Genomic DNA, 16,432 nt, shown 5'->3' on the forward strand with positions numbered 1-16,432 from the left:
CGCAAATCCAGTCCTACCAGGGGCCCCACGCCTCATCGCAGGCCAACACGCCTACCCGCCCGAGCCTTACTGAGAAAACCTCAATGTGGCGTTGGTTGCGTCCAGCGCGCCGAACGCCACATTGGGTGCGCTGGATGCACCGAACGCCACATTGGGGCGCTTGAGGCGGCCAGGGCTCAGCCCGCGAGGATCTCGGCGAACAGCGCCGGGTCGGCGTTGCCGCCCGAGACGAGGACGACCGTCTTGCCGGCCGGGAGCTCGTCGGCGTGGGACAGGTACGCCGCCAACGTCACCGCGCCGCTCGGCTCGGCCACCAGCCGGGCCTTGCGGGCGAGGACGCGCATCGCCTCGCGGATCTCGTCCTCGGAGACCGTGACCATCTGGTCCACCACTTCCCGCAGGTGAGCGAAGGTCAGCTCGGACGGCTGCGAGCGCAGGCCGTCGGCGATCGTGCGGGCGCGGTCGGCCTGCGGCCACCGGACCAGCTCACCCTGCCGCAGGCTGTCGGCGACGTCCGCGGCCAGCGCGGGCTCGACGCCGATCACGCGCGCCCGCGGGCACCGGGCCCTGATCGCGGTGCCGACCCCGGCGGCCAGCCCGCCACCGCTGATCGGGACGAGCACGACCTCGACGTCCGGCAGGTCCTCGGCGATCTCCAGGCCGGCGGTGCCCTGCCCGGCGATGATGGCCGCGTGGTCGAACGGCGGGACGAGGGTCAGCCCGCGTTCGGAGGCCAGTTCGCGCGCTTTGGCCTCGTGTTCGCCGATCGGGACCTCGATCACCTCGGCGCCGTACGAGCGGGTGGCCTCGACCTTGATCCGCGGCGCGACGTCCGGCACGACGATCACCGCGAGCACGCCGTAGCGCTGCGCCGCGTACGCGACTGCCTGCGCGTGGTTGCCGCTCGAGTACGCGATGACACCCCGGGCGCGGGCCGCGTCGTCGAGAGAGGCGATGGCGTTGAACGCGCCGCGCACCTTGAAGGCGCCGACCGGTTGCAGACTTTCGGGTTTGAGCCACAGGGTTCCGCGGGGATCCCAGGTCTGGAGCAGCAGGGGCGTGCGTACGGCGACATCTTCGACGCGCTTCGCGGCGGCCTCGATGTCAGAGATCGTCACCAGTTCCATGTGCCGAGTATGTCAAGAAAACGTTCGGTCTGGAGTGTCTATTATGGACAGACGAAGTGGTCCTCCTCACGCCGTGGCAACGAGGGGAGTTCCTCACACGCCTTAGACGTTGGACAGGGGAGAACACGGACTACCTAGATCGGGATCATGACCAAGGAGAAAGCAGCGGCTTCGGAGGAGAAGGAAGAGAAGTCGGGCCTGCGGATCGCGCAGGTCCTGGCGGCGGCGCTGGCGGCGGTGACCGCGGCGCTGCTCGGCTCGACGCTGGGCGTGGCGGGCACGGTGGTCGGCGCGGGCGTGGCGAGCGTGGTGTCGACGGTCGGCAGCGAGCTGTACCTGCGCTCGCTGCAGCGCACGCGCGAGGCGGCCCTCAAGGCGCGTCAGCTCGCGACGTCGGGCATCCGGCGGCGCGGGCCCGCGGAGCCGCCGGAGGTGCCGGCGACGGCCGAGGTGCCGATCACCGACCAGTCCACGGTGCAGCTGGCGAAACCCGACTCGGCACGGCTGTCCGCGCGGCTGAAGAAGCTGCGCTGGCCGTTGATCATCGGCACCAGCGTGGCGGCGTTCGCGGTGGCGATCCTGTCGATCGTCGGCTTCGAGTCGGCCACGGGCACCCAGATCGGCGGCGGCACGGGCTCGAGCATCGGCAAGATCTTCTCGGGCGGCAGCGGCCACGAGGACCGGACCCCGTCGTCGACCACCCCGCCGACCTCGACGGACGACACCCAGGTGTCCCCGACGGAGACGACCCCGACGGTGACGTCGACCCCGCCGACGACGTCGTCCGAGACCCCGTCGACCACGCCGAGCACGACGACCGAGCAGCCGTCGACCTCGGCCCCGGCGACCACGGCGACCCCGCCGACCAGCAAGGGCGCCGGGACGACGCCGACCCCGTGACTCAGGCCAGCGCGGCCCGCAGCGCGCGGGCCGCGGCCTCCGGGTCCTCGGCTTCGGTGATCGCCCGGACGACCACGATCCGCGACGCGCCCGCCTCCAGCACCGAGGGCAGCCGCTCGCCGTCGATGCCGCCGATGGCGAACCACGGGCGGTCCGGCGTCCAGGCCGCCGTGTCGCGCACCAGGTCCAGGCCCGGCGCGGGGCGGCCCGGTTTCGTGGGCGTCGGCCAGCAGGGGCCCGTGCAGAAGTAGTCCACGCCGGGTTCCGCGGCCGCCGCGAGCGCCTGGTCGAGCGAGTGCGTCGACCGGCCGATCACGACGTCCTCGCCCAGGATGCGGCGGGCCAGCGGCACCGGGATGTCGTCCTGGCCCAGGTGCAGCACGTCGGCACCGACCGCCAGCGCGACGTCGGCGCGGTCGTTCACCGACAGCAGCGCGCCGTGGCGGGCGCACGCCTCCGCGAGCACCTCCAGCGCGGCGATCTCGCCGGCCGCCTCCAGAGCGCCGGTTTTGTCGCGCAGCTGGATGATGTCGACGCCGCCCGCGAGGGCCGCGTCGGCGAAGGCGGCGAGGTCCCCACGCGAAGTGCGGGCGTCCGTGCACAGGTACAGGCGCGCCGAGTCGAGGCGGGCGCGGATCTTGTCACCGGAGAGGGCGGGCATAGCGGCGACCGTACCGCGCGCGTTAGGGTGGAGGTGTCCGCACGGGAGCCCGAGGCACGGGCTGAGAGGGAGCTGCCGCTCCGACCGTGGAACCTGATCCGGGTCATGCCGGCGCAGGGAGCGTGATCCCATGACGAACCTGGCAGTGGTGGGCGGCGGCGTGATCGGCCTGTCCACGGCGTGGCGAGCCGCGCGCACCGGCCGGAAGGTCACCCTGTACGACCCCGAACCCGTCCGCGGCGGTGCGTCCTGGCTGGCCGGGGGCATGCTCGCGCCGGTCACCGAGGCGTGGCCGGGCGAGGAGGACGTCCTCCGCCTCGGGGAAGAGTCGCTGAAGCGCTGGCCGGCGTTCGCCGCGGACCTGGCGCGGGACGGCACCGACCCGGGATTGGCCGGGCACGGGACGCTCGTCGTCGCCTTCGACCACGCCGACGCCGGCCACCTCGACATCCTCGCCGGTCACCTGCACTCGCTCGGCCGCGCGGCCGAGCGGCTCACCGGCCGGGAGGTCAAGCGGCTCGAACCCGGTGTCGGATCCGTCCGAAGTGGACTCCACGTACCCGGTGACCTGGCGGTGGACAACCGGAAACTCCTCGACGCGCTGTACGCGGCGTGCGTGAAGCGCAACGTCCGGTTCGTCCGCGAGCGCGTCGAGGAACTCCCGGACGCCGAAGCCGTCGTGCTCGCCGCGGGCGCCTGGACCGGGCGGCTGCACCCGCTGCTCGCCGACGCCGTCCGCCCGCTCAAGGGCGAGATCCTCCGGCTCAAGCCCCGCCGCGGCTGCCTGCCGCCGCCGGCCCGCACCGTCCGGGCCGTCGTCGAAGGCCGCCCGATCTACCTCGTCCCGCGCGGTGCCGCCGAGCTCGTCCTCGGCGCCACCCAGTACGAGGCGGGCTTCGACCGGGCCGTCACCGCCCGGGGCGTGCGCGAGCTGCTCGAAGGCGCCGAACGCGTCTTCCCCGCGATCACCGAGTACGAGCTGGCCGAGACCGCCGCCGGCCTGCGCGCCGGCAGCCGGGACGCGCTGCCGTACCTGGGCGTCTTGGACGGCGGGGTGTTCGCCGCGACCGGGCACCACCGCAACGGCCTGCTGCTGGCCCCGGTGACCGCGGACGCCGTGGTCGCCTGGCTCGACGGCGACGAGCCGCCCGAAGGCGTCGAAGCGGCTTCGCCCGCCCGCCTGCACGAGAAGGAGCACGTGTGATGGAGATCAAGCTCAACGGCGAGTGGACGGCGTTCCCAGACGGCGCCACCGTCGCCGACGTCCTCGACGCGTCGGGCGGGCAGCGGCCCGGCATCGCCGTCGCGGTCGACGGCGTCGTCGTCCGCCGCGCCGACTGGGCGGCCACCCCGGTGCCCAAGGGGGCGGTCCTCGACGTGCTCACCGCGGTCCAGGGAGGCTGAAATGGACGAAGAACCACTGGTCATCGGCACGACGAAGCTGACGTCCCGGCTGATCATCGGCACCGGCGGCGCGGCGAACCTCGCCGTGCTGGAACGCGCGCTGGTGGCGTCGGGCACCGAGCTGACCACGGTCGCCATGCGCCGCGCCGACGCCGAAGGAGGCTCCGGCGTCCTCGAACTCCTGAAGAGGCTCGGCATCGAGCTGCTGCCGAACACGGCGGGGTGCCGGACGGCCGCCGAAGCCGTGCTCACCGCGCAGCTCGCGCGCGAGGCGCTGGAGACCGACCTGATCAAGCTCGAGGTGCACGCCGACGACCGGACGCTGCTGCCGGACCCGATCGAGACCCTCGACGCCGCCGAGCGGCTCGCCGCCGACGGGTTCACCGTGTTCGTCTACACGAACGACGACCCGGTCCTCGCGCTGCGCCTGGAGGAGGCCGGCTGCGCCGCGGTGATGCCGCTGGGCGCGCCGATCGGCACCGGGCTCGGCATCCGGAATCCGCACAACATCGAACTGATCGTCTCGCGGGCGGGCGTCCCGGTCATCCTGGACGCCGGAATCGGCACGGCCTCGGACGCCACCCTCGCCATGGAGCTCGGCTGCGACGCCGTCCTGCTCTCCACGGCCGTCACCAGGGCGGCCGATCCGGAGCGGATGGCCGCGGCGATGCGTTCCGCCGTGGTCGCGGGACGGTTGGCTCGGGAAGCCGGGCGGGTGCCGCAGCGCTTCTGGGCGCAGGCTTCGAGCCCACCCCGTTAAACCAGGGCGCCTTAACGCCGACCGTGACCTCGAACCCGTAAGGTGGACGGCAATTTCCGGCGCACCCGCGGCGGGGCGAGGGCAGAAGGAGCCAGCCGTGACGAGCACATCGGTCCAGGACGTCTCGGGCAGGTTGTACCTCGCCGTGGGCAGGCTCTCCCGGTCACTGCGGCAGGCCGGCGTGCCAGGGCCGGGCCACGGCGCCATCTCGGCGCTGGCGACGCTGGTGCACGCGGGCCAGCTCCGGCTCGGCGACCTCGCGGCCAAGGAGGGCGTGGCCGCGGCGACGATGTCGCGGATCATCGCGTCCCTGGTCGAGGCGGGGTACGTGAGCCGCGAGTCCGACCCGGTCGACCGCCGGGCGTGGCTGGCGAAGGCGACCGAAGAGGGCGAGCGGCTCGTGTCCGGTGTCCGGTCGACGCGCGTGCAGGAGCTGAACCGGCGGCTCGACCGCCTCTCGCCGGACCACCGGGAGGCGCTGCTGGCGGCGCTGCCGGCCCTCGAAGCCCTGATCGCGGACGATTAAGCCGCCTTCTCCTGCCGCAGTTCGGCCAGCTCCGCGCGCAGGGCGCGGAGCTCGTCGAGGATCTCCTGGTTCGCGGCGGCCTGCGCTTCGGCCTGCTTGGCCTCCTCCTCGCGGATGTCCTGGCGCAGCTCGTCCTCCATGCCGCTGACCACGACGGCGATGAAGAGGTTCAGCACCGCGAAGCTGGACACCAGGATGTAGACGACGAAGAAGATCCAGGCCAGCGGCGCCTGCTCCATGATCGTCTTCGCGATGTCCGGCCAGGCCTCGCCGGTCATCACCTGGAACAGGGTGAACAGCGACGTGCCGAGGTCACCGAAGTCGCCGGGGTCGATGGTGCCGAACAGCTTCGTCGCCATCACGCCGGCCACGAAGATGATCAGCGCGAGCAGCGCGGCGATCGACGCCATCCCGGGGATCGCGGCGAGCAGCCCGGAGACGACCTTCCGCATCGACGGCACCACGGAGATCAGCCGCAGGACCCGCAGCACGCGCAGCGACCGCAGGACGGCGAACGGCCCGGTCGCCGGGATCACCGCGATGCCGACCACCAGCAGGTCGAAAACGTTCCAGTTGTCGCGGAAGAAGCTGCCGCGGTAGGCGTAGAACTTCGCCAGCAGCTCGGTGACGAAGATGCCCAGCGCGATGTGGTCGAGGGCGTGCAGAAGGCCGCCGTAGCCGTCCATGAGCGACGTCGACGTCTCCATGCCGAGGGTGACGGCGTTGAAGACGATGACGGCGATGATGAAGTTCTGGAAGCGGCGGCTCTCGAGCACCTGCGCCACCCGCTCGCGTCCGGTCAAGGCCGCCCCCTGCGTTGGTCAAGGATCAGTAAACGCAGGGATGGTAGCCGGACGCGTACTCAGCGCTCTTCGGGAGCCAGCCGCCAGAAGGCCGAGACCGGGCCGACCTTCGCCCCCATCGGGTAGGCGTGCTCGACCGCGTGCGACACGAACCACTTGCCGTACCGCGCGGCCTCGACCACCGACATGCCCTTGGCCAGGCCCGCGGTGAGCGCCGAGGCCATCGTGTCGCCCGCGCCGTGCGTGTGCGGCGTCGAGTAGCGCTTGCCGGGCAGCTCCACGAACGTCGAACCGTCGAACAGGAGGTCCACGCACTCCGGGTCGGCCTGCAGGTGACCGCTCTTGACCAGGACGTAGCGGGGGCCCATGCGGTGCAGCACGACCGCCGCGGTGTGCATGCCCTCGCGGTCCTTCACGGTCATCCCGGTCAGCAGCCGGACCTCGTCGAGGTTCGGGGTCAGCACCGTCGCGCGCGGGAGCAGCTCGTCGCGCAACGCGTGCAGCCCCGCCTCGTCGAACAGCGGGTGGCCGTGCATCGACGCCGCCACCGGGTCCACGACGAACGGGATGCGCGCGTCCCGGCCGATTTCCGCCTTGTCGCACGCCGCCGCGACGGCGTGGATGATCTCGGCCGAGGCCAGCATGCCGGTCTTCGCCGCGCCGACGCCCATGTCCGCCGCCACCGCCTCGATCTGCCCGGCCACGATGTGCGGCGGCAGGTCGGCGCGGTCGTGCACGCCCAGGGTGTTCTGCACGGTGACGGCGGTGACCGCGACCAGGCCGTGCACCCCGCAGGTCAGGAACGTGCGCAGGTCCGCCTGGAGCCCGGCGGCACCGCCGGAGTCCGACCCGGCGATCGTCAAGGCGGTCGGAAGGCTCGTCGTCATGGTGGTTTCCCGACTTCTGGTCTAGGCCAATCAGCCTCTTTTGCTTCATCAACAGTCAACCACGGTGAGACATTGTGAACGTTACTCACGTTCGAAGGAGCCTGGATGAAGCTCTTCTCGGTGGCCCTCCTCGCGGCCGCGCTCACGCTCTCCGGAGCGACCGCCGCCAGCGCCGACAGCCCCAAGCTGTCCCACGTCACGACCGTCGGCGTGCACAACACCTACGACCCGGCGGCCTACGGCTACCTCGCCCAGGCGCTCGACGCCGGCTCGTCGCTGATCGAGCTCGACGTCTGGCCGGACTTCTTCACCCACGAGTGGAAGGTCAGCCACTCGAACCCGTTGGGGAACAACAACAACTGCGTCGCGGCGACCTCGGCGTCGCAGCTCTACAGCGGCGGCAAGAACAAGAACCTGGAGTACTGCCTCGACGACATCCGGATCTGGCTGGCCGCCCACCCCGGGCACACGCCGATCACGCTCAAGCTGGAGATGAAGACCGGCTTCTCCGACAACACCGGCATGGGCCCGGACGAGCTGGACGCGACGTTCCGCTCGCACCTCGGCAGCGTCGCCTTCCGCCCGGCCGAGCTGCTCGGGAGCTACGCCACGCTGGACGACGCGGCCAAGGCGGACAACTGGCTGTCCGTGGACGCGCTGCGGGGCCGGGTGATCACCGAGATCATCCCGGGCACGGTCGAGGAGCAGAACCCGACCGACACGCTGAAGACCGACGTCGAATACGCGCGCTACCTGGTCGGCCTGAAGAACGCGGGCAAGCTCGGCGACGCGAACATCTTCCCGACCGTGCACGGCGCGGCCGGCGGCGACCCGCGGGACAAGTACACCGCCGACCTCAAGCCGTGGTTCGTGGTGTTCGACGGCGACGCGAACGCGTGGGTCACCCAGACCGGGCCGTGGTGGTACGACGCCAACCACTACTACGTGGTGATGACCGACGGGCAGAACGTCGCGCCGGCCATCGACGCCCACAACCCGACAGTCGACCAGGCCAACCAGCGCGTCGCCGACCTGGCGAAGCAGCACGCGTCGGTGGTCACTTCGGACTGGACCGGGCTCACGACGGTGCTGCCCCAGGTGCTCGCCCGCGGTTAGACGGTCAGCACGAGCTTGCCGGAGACCCGGCCGGATTCACCCAGCTCGTGCGCCTCGGCCACGTCCTCCAGCGGGAAGGTCCGCTCGACGCGGACCTTCAGCTGGCCGGCCTCGATCAGCTCGACGAGGCCGGCCAGCCCGCCGCGGTCGGGTTCGACGAGGATCCTCTTCGTCCGCACGTTGTTCTCGGCCGCCTGTTGCGCCACCCGGTCGGCGACGCCGCTCGGCACGCCGATCAGCAGGCCGCCCTCCTTGACGGCGGGCAGCCAGCGCAGGTCGCTCTCCTCGCCGACCAGTCCGAAGTAGACGTCCACATCGGACGCGGTCGCGTCCGGGTCGTGGTAGTCGATCGGCTCGTCGACACCGAGTTCGCGCAGGAACCCGTGCTTCTGCGCGCTGGCGGTGCCGATGACGTGCGCGCCGCGCGCCTTGGCGATCTGCACGGCGAGGTGGCCGACCCCGCCCGCGGCGGCGTCGACGAACACCCGCTGTCCCTTGTGGACGCCCGCGATGTCGACCAGACCCTGCCAGGCGGTCAGCCCGGCGAGCGGAAGGGCGGCGGCTTCGGCGAACGACAGGCCGGCCGGCTTGCGCACGAAGTGCCGCGAAGGCGCGGTGACGTACTCGGCGTAGGCGTTGGCCGGCCGCGGGAACCACGGCATGCCGAGGACTTCGTCGCCCTCTTCGACACCGGTCGCGCCGAAGCCGGCCTGCTCGACGACGCCGGCGACGTCCCAGCCGACAGTGAACGGCGGCTCGCCGAGGAACCCGCCCCCGCGCCGCACCTTCCAGTCGACCGGGTTGATCCCGGCGGCCTTCACCCGCACCAGGACCTCCGTCGGCCCGGGTTCGGGGCGCGGTGCCTCGGTGACGCGGAGCACCTCCGGTCCGCCGAGGGCCTGCTGGGTCACGATGCGCATTGCTCAACTCCTTCTGGTTCGGGATCGCCTCCATCCTCGGGCCACCGGTCACTTTTCGCCAGAAGGCACTAGTTGGTACTGTAGGTACCTGATGGAAACTACCTGTGACCAGGGCGGACCCTGGGATGTGTACCTCCGCAACTGCCCGTGCCGCGACGTCCTGGACCTGCTGGCCAACAAGTGGACGGCCCTGGTCCTGGGCGCACTGGCCCGCGGCCCGCACCGCTTCGGCGAGCTGCGCCGCGCGGTCGACGGCATCAGCCAGAAGATGCTGACCCAGAACCTCCGCCAGCTCGAGCGCGACGGCTTCGTGACGCGCACGGTGTACCCGACAACGCCGCCGACGGTCGAGTACGCGCTGACGGAGATGGGCGCCGAGGTCGGCGCGCACCTGATCGCGCTGAGCACGTGGTCGCAGGCGAACTTCGGCCGCATCCGCTCGGCGCGCGAGGAGTACGACGGCCGGGAGCTGCAGCCGGTCCGCTGAAACGTCCCACCCGGTCCCGGCGACTCACGAGGTGCCGGTTCGCACCTGGGAGGTGGTCGTGGTGATCGAGGGCGTCATCGCCGCGCTCAACGGGGTGCTCACCGCCCCGCGGTTGGTGCTTCGGGAACTGCTCAAGCGGGACGATCGAGAGCCCGATCCCGACGCCCCGCCCCGCCCCGCCGGCGCGGACGACGACCGCAACCCGCCCGACTACCCCGGATGATCCCCGGCACCTGGCTCGCCGTCATCCTGTTCCTGATCGTCGTCGCGCCGGGCCTGTTCTTCGACCTGCTCGGCGCCCGGCGCCGGGTCGCGGCCGCGGAATCGGCCTTCCGCGAGGCCGGCCGGGTGGCGCTCGGCAGTCTGGGGTTCACGCTGGCGACCCTGGTGGTGCTGCTGGGCGTGCGGTGGCTGTTCCCCGGGCTGTTCTTCGACCCCCGCGCGATGATCATCGGCGGCAATGCCTACCTGGCGGACCACTACGGCCGGGTGCTCCTGACGATCGCGGCGGCGACCGTCCTGTCGCACCTGCTGGCGTTCGGGCTGCACAAGGTGCTCGCCCGGCGGGAGGGCGAGGCGTTCCGGAAGGTCAGTGCCTGGGGGCTGGCGTTCCGCGACGGGGTGCCTGCCGGGCACGCGGTGTTCGTCCGGGTGCGGCTGACCAGCGGTCTCGTCTACACCGGGCAGGTCGAGAACTTCACCGCCGACCTGGCGCCGGCCGACCGCGAACTCCTCCTGACGAAGCCGCTGGCCGTCAAGCCCGATGCGGACAGCGCGCTCACCGCGTTGCCCGATGCCTACGAACGCGTACTCCTGCGCGGCTCCGAGATCGAAGTGATCAGCGTGGAGTACCGGCCGGTGCGTCAGCGATCCAGCACCCAGAACGGCGAGACCGGACCCACCCCGGCACCCAGCGGGTAAGCCTCCGCCACGCACCGCTCGATGAACTTCTTCCCGGCCGCCACCGCGTCCGGCACCGAAACACCTTTCGCGAGCGATGCCGTGATCGCCGACGCCAACGTGTCGCCGCCGCCGTGGGTGTTCTCCGTGATGTACCGCGGGCCGGTCAGTTCGACGTACTCGCTGCCGTCCGTCAGCAGGTCCACGCACTCGGTCGTGCCCTGCATGTGGCCGCCCTTCACGAGCACCCACCGCGAACCGAACTCCAGCAGGGCCTCGGCCGCCGCGCGCTGCGAAGCCGCGTCCACCACCGACACGCCCGTCAGCAACCGGACTTCGTCGAGGTTCGGCGTGATCAGCGTCGCGCGCGGGAACAACTCCGTGCGGATCGCCTCCAGGGCGTCCTCGCGCAGCAGCGCGTGGCCCGTCATCGACGCCGCCACCGGGTCGACCACGAACGGGAACGGCCCGACTTCGTCGAGGGTCTTCGCCACCGCGCGGATGATCTCCGCCGTGGCCAGCATGCCCGTCTTCGCCGCGTCGACGCCCATGTCCGACGCCACCGCCTTGATCTGCGCCGAAACCACGTCGGCCGGGATCTCGGTGAAACCCTGCACGCCCAGCGAGTTCTGCACGGTGACCGCCGTCACGGCGACCAGTCCGTGGACGCCGTGCGCGAAGAACGTGCGCAGGTCCGCCTGGATGCCCGCACCACCGCCGGAGTCCGAGCCGGCGATGGTGAGGGCGGTCCTCGGTGTCACGGCTGCACCACCGGCAGGTAGACCTTGCCGCCGGACTCGGTGAACTCCGCCGACTTCGACGCCATGCCCGCCTCGATGGCCTCCACAGTGGACAGACCGTGCTCCTCCGCGTACTTGCGGACGTCCTGCGTGATCCGCATCGAGCAGAACTTCGGGCCGCACATCGAGCAGAAGTGCGCGGTCTTGGCCGGCTCGGCGGGCAGCGTCTCGTCGTGGAAGGAGCGCGCGGTGTCCGGGTCCAGCGACAGGTTGAACTGGTCGTTCCAGCGGAACTCGAACCGCGCCTTGGACAGCTCGTCGTCCCACTCCTGCGCGTACTTGTGCCCCTTGGCCAGGTCCGCGGCGTGCGCGGCGATCTTGTACGTGATCACGCCGGTCTTGACGTCGTCGCGGTTGGGCAGGCCCAGGTGCTCCTTCGGTGTCACGTAACACAGCATCGCCGTGCCGTACCAGCCGATCTGCGCCGCGCCGATGGCCGAAGTGATGTGGTCGTACGCCGGCGCGATGTCCGTCGCGAGCGGGCCGAGCGTGTAGAACGGCGCTTCGCCGCAGAGCTTTTCCTCGAGCTCGACGTTCTCCTTGATCTTGTGCATCGGCACGTGGCCGGGGCCCTCGATCATCACCTGGACGTCGTGCGAGCGCGCGATGTGCGTCAGCTCGCCGAGGGTTTCCAGTTCGGCGAACTGGGCGCGGTCGTTGGCGTCCGCGATGGACCCCGGGCGCAGGCCGTCGCCGAGGGAGAACGTGACGTCGTACTGCCGGAGGATCTCGCAGAGTTCCTCGAAGTGCGTGTACAAAAAGGACTCCTGGTGGTGCGCCAGGCACCACGCGGCCATGATCGACCCGCCCCGGCTGACGATCCCGGTGACGCGCCGGGCGGTCAGCGGGATGTAGCGCAGCAGCACGCCGGCGTGCACGGTGACGTAGTCGACACCCTGCTCGCACTGTTCGACGATCGTGTCGCGGTACACCTCCCACGACAGCTTTTCCGGCTCCCCGTCGACCTTTTCCAGGGCCTGGTAGATCGGCACGGTCCCGACCGGGACCGGCGAGTTGCGGATGATCCACTCCCGGGTTTCGTGGATCCGCTTGCCGGTGGAGAGGTCCATGATCGTGTCGGCACCCCAGCGGGTGGCCCACACCATCTTGTCGACCTCTTCCTCGACCGACGACCAGACGGCCGAGTTGCCCATGTTGGCGTTGATCTTCACCAGGAAGTTCTTGCCGATGATCATCGGCTCGGACTCGGGGTGCTTGCGGTTGACCGGGATCACCGCGCGCCCGCGAGCCACCTCGTCGCGGACGAACTCCGGGGAAACCCGTTCGCGCGCGGCGATGTACTCCATTTCCCGGGTGATGACGCCCTGTTTGGCCCACCCGAGCTGCGTGTTGTGCTCGCGCCCGTCGGCCCAGCCGGCGCGCAGCCGGTGCAGTCCACTGTGGACGTCGATGGCCGCTTCCGGATCCGTGTAGGGGCCCGAAGTGTCGTAGACGTCGAAGTGTTCGCCGTTGGACAGATCGATCCGGCGGGCGGGCACCCGCAGCCCGGATTCGGTCTGGTGGTACACCTTGCGCGAGCCGGTGATCGGCCCGGTCGTGACGTTCAGCGCAGCATTGCTTTCCAAAGCCGTCAACGACTTTCACTCCCTACGCCGGCATTACCCGGTCAGGTTCATGCGGTCGGTGACGCCTGCGAAACGCAAGTCACCCTCTCAGCCCGCCATGGCGCGAGCTCCCGCGTTGGTGTTGTGCCCCCGACCATGCCACGCCGGAGCGCGATACTCAAGTCACCCGACCAACTCTGCCGGTGTGGCGTAGACGTCGACCATGGCTCCGTTGCGCAGCACGGTGATCGGCAGTGCGGTGCCGATCACTTCCGCGAACAGCTGCCGCTGGATGCCCTGGGCGTCCGAGACGCGGGTGCGCCCGACGGTCAGCACGAGGTCGCCGGCGCGCAGGCCCGCCCGGTCGGCCGGGCCGCCGGACACGACTTCGTGCACCCGCAGCCCCGCGCGCTGCCCGGTGCGCTCGGCGACGTCGTCCGGCAGCGGCGCGGGCACGCCGACGACGCCGAGGTACGCGCGCCGCACCCGGCCTTCGACGACCAGCGTGTCGATGATCCGCCGGGTGGTCGCGTTGATCGGCACGGCGAGGCCGAGCCCGACCCCGGCGACGGCGGTGTTGACGCCGACGACCCGCCCGGCGGAGTCGGCGAGCGCGCCGCCGGAGTTGCCGGGGTTGAGCGCGGCGTCGGTTTGGATGACGTCCTCGATCACGCGGGTGGTGCGCCCCTGCCGCACCGGCAGCGCCCGCCCGAGCGCGCTGACGACCCCGGCGGTGACGGTGCCGGAGAAGCCGAGCGGGTTCCCGACGGCGACGACGAGCTGCCCGACGACGAGCCGGTCGGCGTCGCCCAGCACGGCGGCGGCCGGCGTCTCGCCCCGGGCGCGCAGCACGGCGAGATCGGACAGCGGGTCGGCGCCGACGACGTCGAAGGGCACCTCGCTGCCGTCGGCGAAGGTGGCGACCCCGCGCCGGTGGTCGCTGACGACGTGGGCGTTGGTGAGCAGGTGCCCGTCCTCGGCGAAGACGACGGCCGAGCCGCTCCCGCGGGCGAGCTGCACCCCGGCGACGTGCGGGGTGACGGTCTCGGCGACCGTGCTGACCACGCGCGAGTAGGCGTCCATCGCGTCGTCCATGCGCACCTCGATTACACCGTTGCAGGTAATACAATTCTGCGCCCGGAAATCGGTCCTGGACGTTCGCTGTCCGTGAACCGGTTCACCGGACCAGTGACGGTCAGTGGTTCACCGGATCGGACCATGCGCCGGTGAAGGATCGGCGGCAGACTCCCAAGTCGCTTCTGTAACGGTGCAGAAGCGATCTTCTGTGGGGTTGATATGCGAAAACTCATTTCCGGCGCCTTCGCCGGCCTGCTGGTCACCGGCCTGATCCCGGCGACCGCGGTGGCCGCGGAAGAGGCTCCCGGCGCACCCGGGGCCCATCCGAGCTGGCTGCCCGCGAACAAGACCGGGTTCGGCACGGCCCACGACCGGTCGAGCAACGTCTGGTTCACCCTCCAGGGCGGGCAGCTGTCCGAGGTCTACTACCCGGACCTGTCCACGCCCAGCGTCCGCTCGCTGAACTTCGTCGTCACCGACGGCCGCAGCTTCGCCGTCACGGACTACTCGGCGAAGTCGCAGCAGGTGCGGCGGACCGACGACGACAGCCTGACCTACGAGCAGACCATCACCGACGACCAGCACCGCTGGCGCCTCCGCAAGACGTACGTCACCGACCCGGCCGCCACGACCGTGCTGGTCGACGTCGACTTCCAGTCGCTCACCGGCCGGCCCTACCAGCTCTACGCGGTCGCCGACCCGGACCTGACCAACGACGGCTCGGACGACTCCGCCGCCCGCCAGGGCGACGCCGTCACCGCGCAGGACGCGTCGAACGCCGCCGCCCTCACCGCGAAGCCCGCGTTCACGAAGACGAGCGTCGGCTACGCGGGCGCGTCCGACGGGAACACCCAGCTCGCCAAGACCTTCAAGCTGGCGCAGTACGACACGGCCGAGAAGGGCAACGTCGTGCTGACCGGGCAGACGAACGCCGACGGTCTGCGCAACCGGCACGTCACCCTCGCCCTCGGCATGGGCGCGAAGGCCGCCGACGCGCTCGGCAGTGCCCGGGCGTCGCAGCGACGCGGTGTCCGCGACATCACGCACGCCTACGACCGCGGCTGGCAGCAGTACCTGCGGGGGATCAGCAAGCCGCCGTCGTCGCTGAAGACCGACGCCGAGCGCGACCTCTACAAGGCGTCGATGCTCACCCTCGCGGCGAGCGAGGACAAGCACCACCCGGGCGCCTTCATTGCCTCGCCGAGCATGCCGTGGCGGTTCGGGAACAACGATCCGGAGTGGTCGCCGTCCGGCACCTACCACCTGGTCTGGCCGCGTGACCTCTACCAGATCGCGACCGGCCTGGCCGCCGGCGGCGACAAGGCGGCCGCCAACCGGGCGGTGTCGTACATGTTCGGCACGCAGCAGCAGGCCGACGGGCACATGCCGCAGAACAGCCGGGTCGACGGCGTCCCGTACTGGACGTCGATCCAGCTCGACGAGACCGCGTTCCCGATCGTGCTCGCCCAGCAGCTCGGGCGGAACGACCTGTGGCCCGGCGTCCGCAAGGCCGCCGACTTCATCCTCGGCTACCGCGGTCCGAACGGGCAGCCGACGCCGTACACGCAGCAGGAACGCTGGGAGGAGCAGGACGGCTGGTCCCCGTCGACGATCGCTTCGGTGATCGCCGGGCTCGTCTGCGCCGCGGACATCGCGGCGCACAACGGCGCTTCGGCGGACGCGGCCCGGTACCTCGCGGCGGCCGACAAGATGAAGGCCGACCTGCCGAAGCAGACGGTCACCACGAACGGGCCGCTGTCGAAGGATCCGTACTTCGTCCGGCTGACCAAGGACGCGAACGCGAACAACGGGACGACGTACAACCTCGGCAACTCGAGCGTGACGATGGACCAGCGGGCGGTCACCGACGCGGGCTTCCTCGACCTGGTCCGGCTCGGCATCTACCGCGCCGACGACCCGGTGATCCGCAACAGCGTGCGGGTGACGGACAAGGACATCGCCTTCACCACGCCGACCGGCCAGTTCTGGCACCGCTACACGAAGGACGGCTACGGCGAGCAGGCCGACGGCTCGCCGTGGGACTACACCTTCCCGGCGGAGAGCCGCACCACGTTCGGCCGGCTCTGGCCGCTGCTCGCCGGCGAGCGCGGCGAGTACGAACTGGCGCTCGGCGACCCGTCGTCGGCCGCGCGGCGGCTGCGTGACCTCGGCCGCGTGAGCAGCTCGGCGGAGACCATGCCGGAGCAGGTGTGGGACGAGAACCCGCCGTCCGGGCAGACCGGCTTCCCGGCCGGCACGCCGAACACCTCGGCGACCCCGCTGGCCTGGACGCACGCCCAGTACGTCCGGCTCGCCTGGGACGTCCGGGCGGGCTCGGTGCTGGAGACGCCGCGCGTCGTCCGGTGCCACTTCCTCGGCTGCTGAGTCTCAAACGCCCCAATGTGGCGTTCGGTGCGTCAGACGCACCGAACGCCACATTGGGTGCGTTGGACGCACCCAACGCCACATTGGGGCGCTCGGGTCAGATGACGGCGCCGT

The 16,432-nt window shown here is 71.1% G+C and carries 18 protein-coding genes and 2 riboswitches; of the genes, 10 read left to right on the top strand and 8 right to left on the bottom strand.

What is annotated here, in order from left to right; all coding sequences use genetic code 11:
* Nucleotides 1-176 precede the first annotated feature (176 nt).
* Nucleotides 177-1,127: a threonine ammonia-lyase gene (locus ACWEF6_RS40285; protein WP_449687776.1), complete on the bottom strand. Its 951-nt coding sequence runs from the start codon at nucleotides 1,125-1,127 to the stop codon at nucleotides 177-179.
* A 147-nt stretch (nucleotides 1,128-1,274) separates the two neighbouring features.
* On the opposite strand from ACWEF6_RS40285, the gene ACWEF6_RS40290 reads away from it, so the two are divergent.
* Nucleotides 1,275-2,027: a hypothetical protein gene (locus tag ACWEF6_RS40290; RefSeq protein WP_449687777.1), complete on the top strand. Its 753-nt coding sequence runs from the start codon at nucleotides 1,275-1,277 to the stop codon at nucleotides 2,025-2,027.
* A gap of 1 nt (nucleotide 2,028) precedes the next feature.
* Here the strand turns inward: ACWEF6_RS40290 and thiE are convergent, their stop codons facing one another.
* Nucleotides 2,029-2,688: a thiamine phosphate synthase gene (thiE, locus tag ACWEF6_RS40295; protein ID WP_449687778.1), complete on the bottom strand. Its 660-nt coding sequence runs from the start codon at nucleotides 2,686-2,688 to the stop codon at nucleotides 2,029-2,031.
* Between the two features lie 31 nt (nucleotides 2,689-2,719).
* A riboswitch (TPP riboswitch) is annotated at nucleotides 2,720-2,825 on the top strand.
* Between thiE and thiO the strand changes: the two genes are divergently transcribed.
* The 4 genes from thiO (at nucleotide 2,819) to ACWEF6_RS40315 (ending at nucleotide 5,378) form a co-directional block, all read left to right on the top strand.
* Nucleotides 2,819-3,892 (top strand): glycine oxidase ThiO, encoded by a 1,074-nt coding sequence (gene thiO, locus ACWEF6_RS40300; RefSeq protein WP_449687779.1) that lies wholly within the window; start codon nucleotides 2,819-2,821, stop codon nucleotides 3,890-3,892. Its footprint overlaps the riboswitch before it by 7 nt.
* The gene (thiS, locus tag ACWEF6_RS40305; protein WP_449687780.1) at nucleotides 3,892-4,092 is read left to right on the top strand and encodes a sulfur carrier protein ThiS; all 201 of its coding nucleotides are present in this window, start codon (nucleotides 3,892-3,894) and stop codon (nucleotides 4,090-4,092) included. Before thiO ends, thiS begins: the two co-directional genes overlap by 1 nt.
* A 1-nt stretch (nucleotide 4,093) precedes the next feature.
* On the top strand, nucleotides 4,094-4,852 hold the full coding sequence (gene thiG, locus ACWEF6_RS40310) for a thiazole synthase (RefSeq protein ID WP_449687781.1): 759 nt from the start codon (nucleotides 4,094-4,096) through the stop codon (nucleotides 4,850-4,852).
* A gap of 97 nt (nucleotides 4,853-4,949) precedes the next feature.
* On the top strand, nucleotides 4,950-5,378 hold the full coding sequence (locus tag ACWEF6_RS40315) for a MarR family winged helix-turn-helix transcriptional regulator (protein ID WP_086846856.1): 429 nt from the start codon (nucleotides 4,950-4,952) through the stop codon (nucleotides 5,376-5,378).
* Here ACWEF6_RS40315 and ACWEF6_RS40320 read toward each other — a convergent pair.
* Both ACWEF6_RS40320 and thiD (ACWEF6_RS40325) read right to left on the bottom strand, forming a co-directional pair.
* Nucleotides 5,375-6,181, bottom strand: a complete 807-nt coding sequence (locus ACWEF6_RS40320) for an ion transporter (protein WP_449687782.1) — start codon at nucleotides 6,179-6,181, stop codon at nucleotides 5,375-5,377. The genes ACWEF6_RS40315 and ACWEF6_RS40320 overlap by 4 nt on opposite strands.
* Before the next feature lie 59 nt (nucleotides 6,182-6,240).
* On the bottom strand, nucleotides 6,241-7,068 hold the full coding sequence (thiD, locus tag ACWEF6_RS40325) for a bifunctional hydroxymethylpyrimidine kinase/phosphomethylpyrimidine kinase (RefSeq protein ID WP_449687783.1): 828 nt from the start codon (nucleotides 7,066-7,068) through the stop codon (nucleotides 6,241-6,243).
* A 105-nt stretch (nucleotides 7,069-7,173) separates the two neighbouring features.
* On the opposite strand from thiD (ACWEF6_RS40325), the gene ACWEF6_RS40330 reads away from it, so the two are divergent.
* Nucleotides 7,174-8,184, top strand: coding sequence for a phosphatidylinositol-specific phospholipase C domain-containing protein (locus ACWEF6_RS40330; protein ID WP_449687784.1), 1,011 nt, complete (start codon nucleotides 7,174-7,176; stop codon nucleotides 8,182-8,184).
* On the opposite strand, the gene ACWEF6_RS40335 is transcribed toward ACWEF6_RS40330, so the two are convergent.
* Nucleotides 8,181-9,104: an NADP-dependent oxidoreductase gene (locus ACWEF6_RS40335; protein WP_449687785.1), complete on the bottom strand. Its 924-nt coding sequence runs from the start codon at nucleotides 9,102-9,104 to the stop codon at nucleotides 8,181-8,183. The two genes, ACWEF6_RS40330 and ACWEF6_RS40335, sit on opposite strands and share 4 nt — an antisense overlap.
* Nucleotides 9,105-9,195: 91 nt before the next feature.
* Between ACWEF6_RS40335 and ACWEF6_RS40340 the strand changes: the two genes are divergently transcribed.
* From ACWEF6_RS40340 to ACWEF6_RS40350, 3 genes are read left to right on the top strand one after another with little or no spacing between them, the layout of a single operon-like run.
* Nucleotides 9,196-9,591, top strand: a complete 396-nt coding sequence (locus ACWEF6_RS40340) for a winged helix-turn-helix transcriptional regulator (RefSeq protein ID WP_449687786.1) — start codon at nucleotides 9,196-9,198, stop codon at nucleotides 9,589-9,591.
* A 31-nt stretch (nucleotides 9,592-9,622) separates the two neighbouring features.
* On the top strand, nucleotides 9,623-9,814 hold the full coding sequence (locus tag ACWEF6_RS40345; protein ID WP_449687787.1) for a hypothetical protein: 192 nt from the start codon (nucleotides 9,623-9,625) through the stop codon (nucleotides 9,812-9,814).
* Nucleotides 9,811-10,512, top strand: a complete 702-nt coding sequence (locus tag ACWEF6_RS40350) for a DUF6338 family protein (RefSeq protein WP_449687788.1) — start codon at nucleotides 9,811-9,813, stop codon at nucleotides 10,510-10,512. The genes ACWEF6_RS40345 and ACWEF6_RS40350 overlap by 4 nt, the downstream gene beginning before the upstream one ends.
* Here ACWEF6_RS40350 and thiD (ACWEF6_RS40355) read toward each other — a convergent pair.
* The 3 genes from thiD (ACWEF6_RS40355) to ACWEF6_RS40365 all read right to left on the bottom strand — a co-directional run bounded on the left by thiD (ACWEF6_RS40355) (nucleotide 10,455) and on the right by ACWEF6_RS40365 (nucleotide 13,951).
* Entirely contained in the window at nucleotides 10,455-11,252 is a 798-nt protein-coding gene (thiD, locus tag ACWEF6_RS40355; RefSeq protein ID WP_449687789.1) for a bifunctional hydroxymethylpyrimidine kinase/phosphomethylpyrimidine kinase, read from the bottom strand. The genes ACWEF6_RS40350 and thiD (ACWEF6_RS40355) overlap by 58 nt on opposite strands.
* Nucleotides 11,249-12,886, bottom strand: a complete 1,638-nt coding sequence (gene thiC / locus ACWEF6_RS40360; RefSeq protein WP_449687790.1) for a phosphomethylpyrimidine synthase ThiC — start codon at nucleotides 12,884-12,886, stop codon at nucleotides 11,249-11,251. Before thiC ends, thiD (ACWEF6_RS40355) begins: the two co-directional genes overlap by 4 nt.
* Nucleotides 12,880-13,001, bottom strand: a riboswitch (TPP riboswitch). Its footprint overlaps the gene before it by 7 nt.
* 38 nt (nucleotides 13,002-13,039) lie before the next feature.
* Entirely contained in the window at nucleotides 13,040-13,951 is a 912-nt protein-coding gene (locus ACWEF6_RS40365; RefSeq protein WP_310968779.1) for a S1C family serine protease, read from the bottom strand.
* Between the two features lie 201 nt (nucleotides 13,952-14,152).
* Between ACWEF6_RS40365 and ACWEF6_RS40370 the strand changes: the two genes are divergently transcribed.
* A complete protein-coding gene (locus ACWEF6_RS40370) occupies nucleotides 14,153-16,318 on the top strand; it encodes a glycoside hydrolase family 15 protein (protein ID WP_449687791.1) in 2,166 nt (721 codons plus the stop codon).
* The last annotated feature ends 114 nt before the right edge of the window (nucleotides 16,319-16,432 follow it).

This window comes from Amycolatopsis sp. NPDC004772, from assembly GCF_053601215.1.

What these genes read in the sequence shown, in the direction of transcription:
- ACWEF6_RS40340 (WP_449687786.1), top strand. Translation starts at nt 9,196, where the DNA reads ATGGAAACTACCTGTGACCAGGGCGGACCCTGGGATGTGTACCTCCGC.
- ACWEF6_RS40330 (WP_449687784.1), top strand. Translation starts at nt 7,174, where the DNA reads ATGAAGCTCTTCTCGGTGGCCCTCCTCGCGGCCGCGCTCACGCTCTCC.
- thiE (WP_449687778.1), bottom strand. Translation starts at nt 2,688, where the DNA reads ATGCCCGCCCTCTCCGGTGACAAGATCCGCGCCCGCCTCGACTCGGCG.
- thiD (WP_449687783.1), bottom strand. Translation starts at nt 7,068, where the DNA reads ATGACGACGAGCCTTCCGACCGCCTTGACGATCGCCGGGTCGGACTCC.
- ACWEF6_RS40290 (WP_449687777.1), top strand. Translation starts at nt 1,275, where the DNA reads ATGACCAAGGAGAAAGCAGCGGCTTCGGAGGAGAAGGAAGAGAAGTCG.
- ACWEF6_RS40370 (WP_449687791.1), top strand. Translation starts at nt 14,153, where the DNA reads ATGCGAAAACTCATTTCCGGCGCCTTCGCCGGCCTGCTGGTCACCGGC.
- ACWEF6_RS40285 (WP_449687776.1), bottom strand. Translation starts at nt 1,127, where the DNA reads ATGGAACTGGTGACGATCTCTGACATCGAGGCCGCCGCGAAGCGCGTC.
- ACWEF6_RS40365 (WP_310968779.1), bottom strand. Translation starts at nt 13,951, where the DNA reads ATGGACGACGCGATGGACGCCTACTCGCGCGTGGTCAGCACGGTCGCC.
- thiG (WP_449687781.1), top strand. Translation starts at nt 4,094, where the DNA reads ATGGACGAAGAACCACTGGTCATCGGCACGACGAAGCTGACGTCCCGG.
- ACWEF6_RS40335 (WP_449687785.1), bottom strand. Translation starts at nt 9,104, where the DNA reads ATGCGCATCGTGACCCAGCAGGCCCTCGGCGGACCGGAGGTGCTCCGC.
- ACWEF6_RS40350 (WP_449687788.1), top strand. Translation starts at nt 9,811, where the DNA reads ATGATCCCCGGCACCTGGCTCGCCGTCATCCTGTTCCTGATCGTCGTC.
- thiO (WP_449687779.1), top strand. Translation starts at nt 2,819, where the DNA reads ATGACGAACCTGGCAGTGGTGGGCGGCGGCGTGATCGGCCTGTCCACG.
- thiS (WP_449687780.1), top strand. Translation starts at nt 3,892, where the DNA reads ATGGAGATCAAGCTCAACGGCGAGTGGACGGCGTTCCCAGACGGCGCC.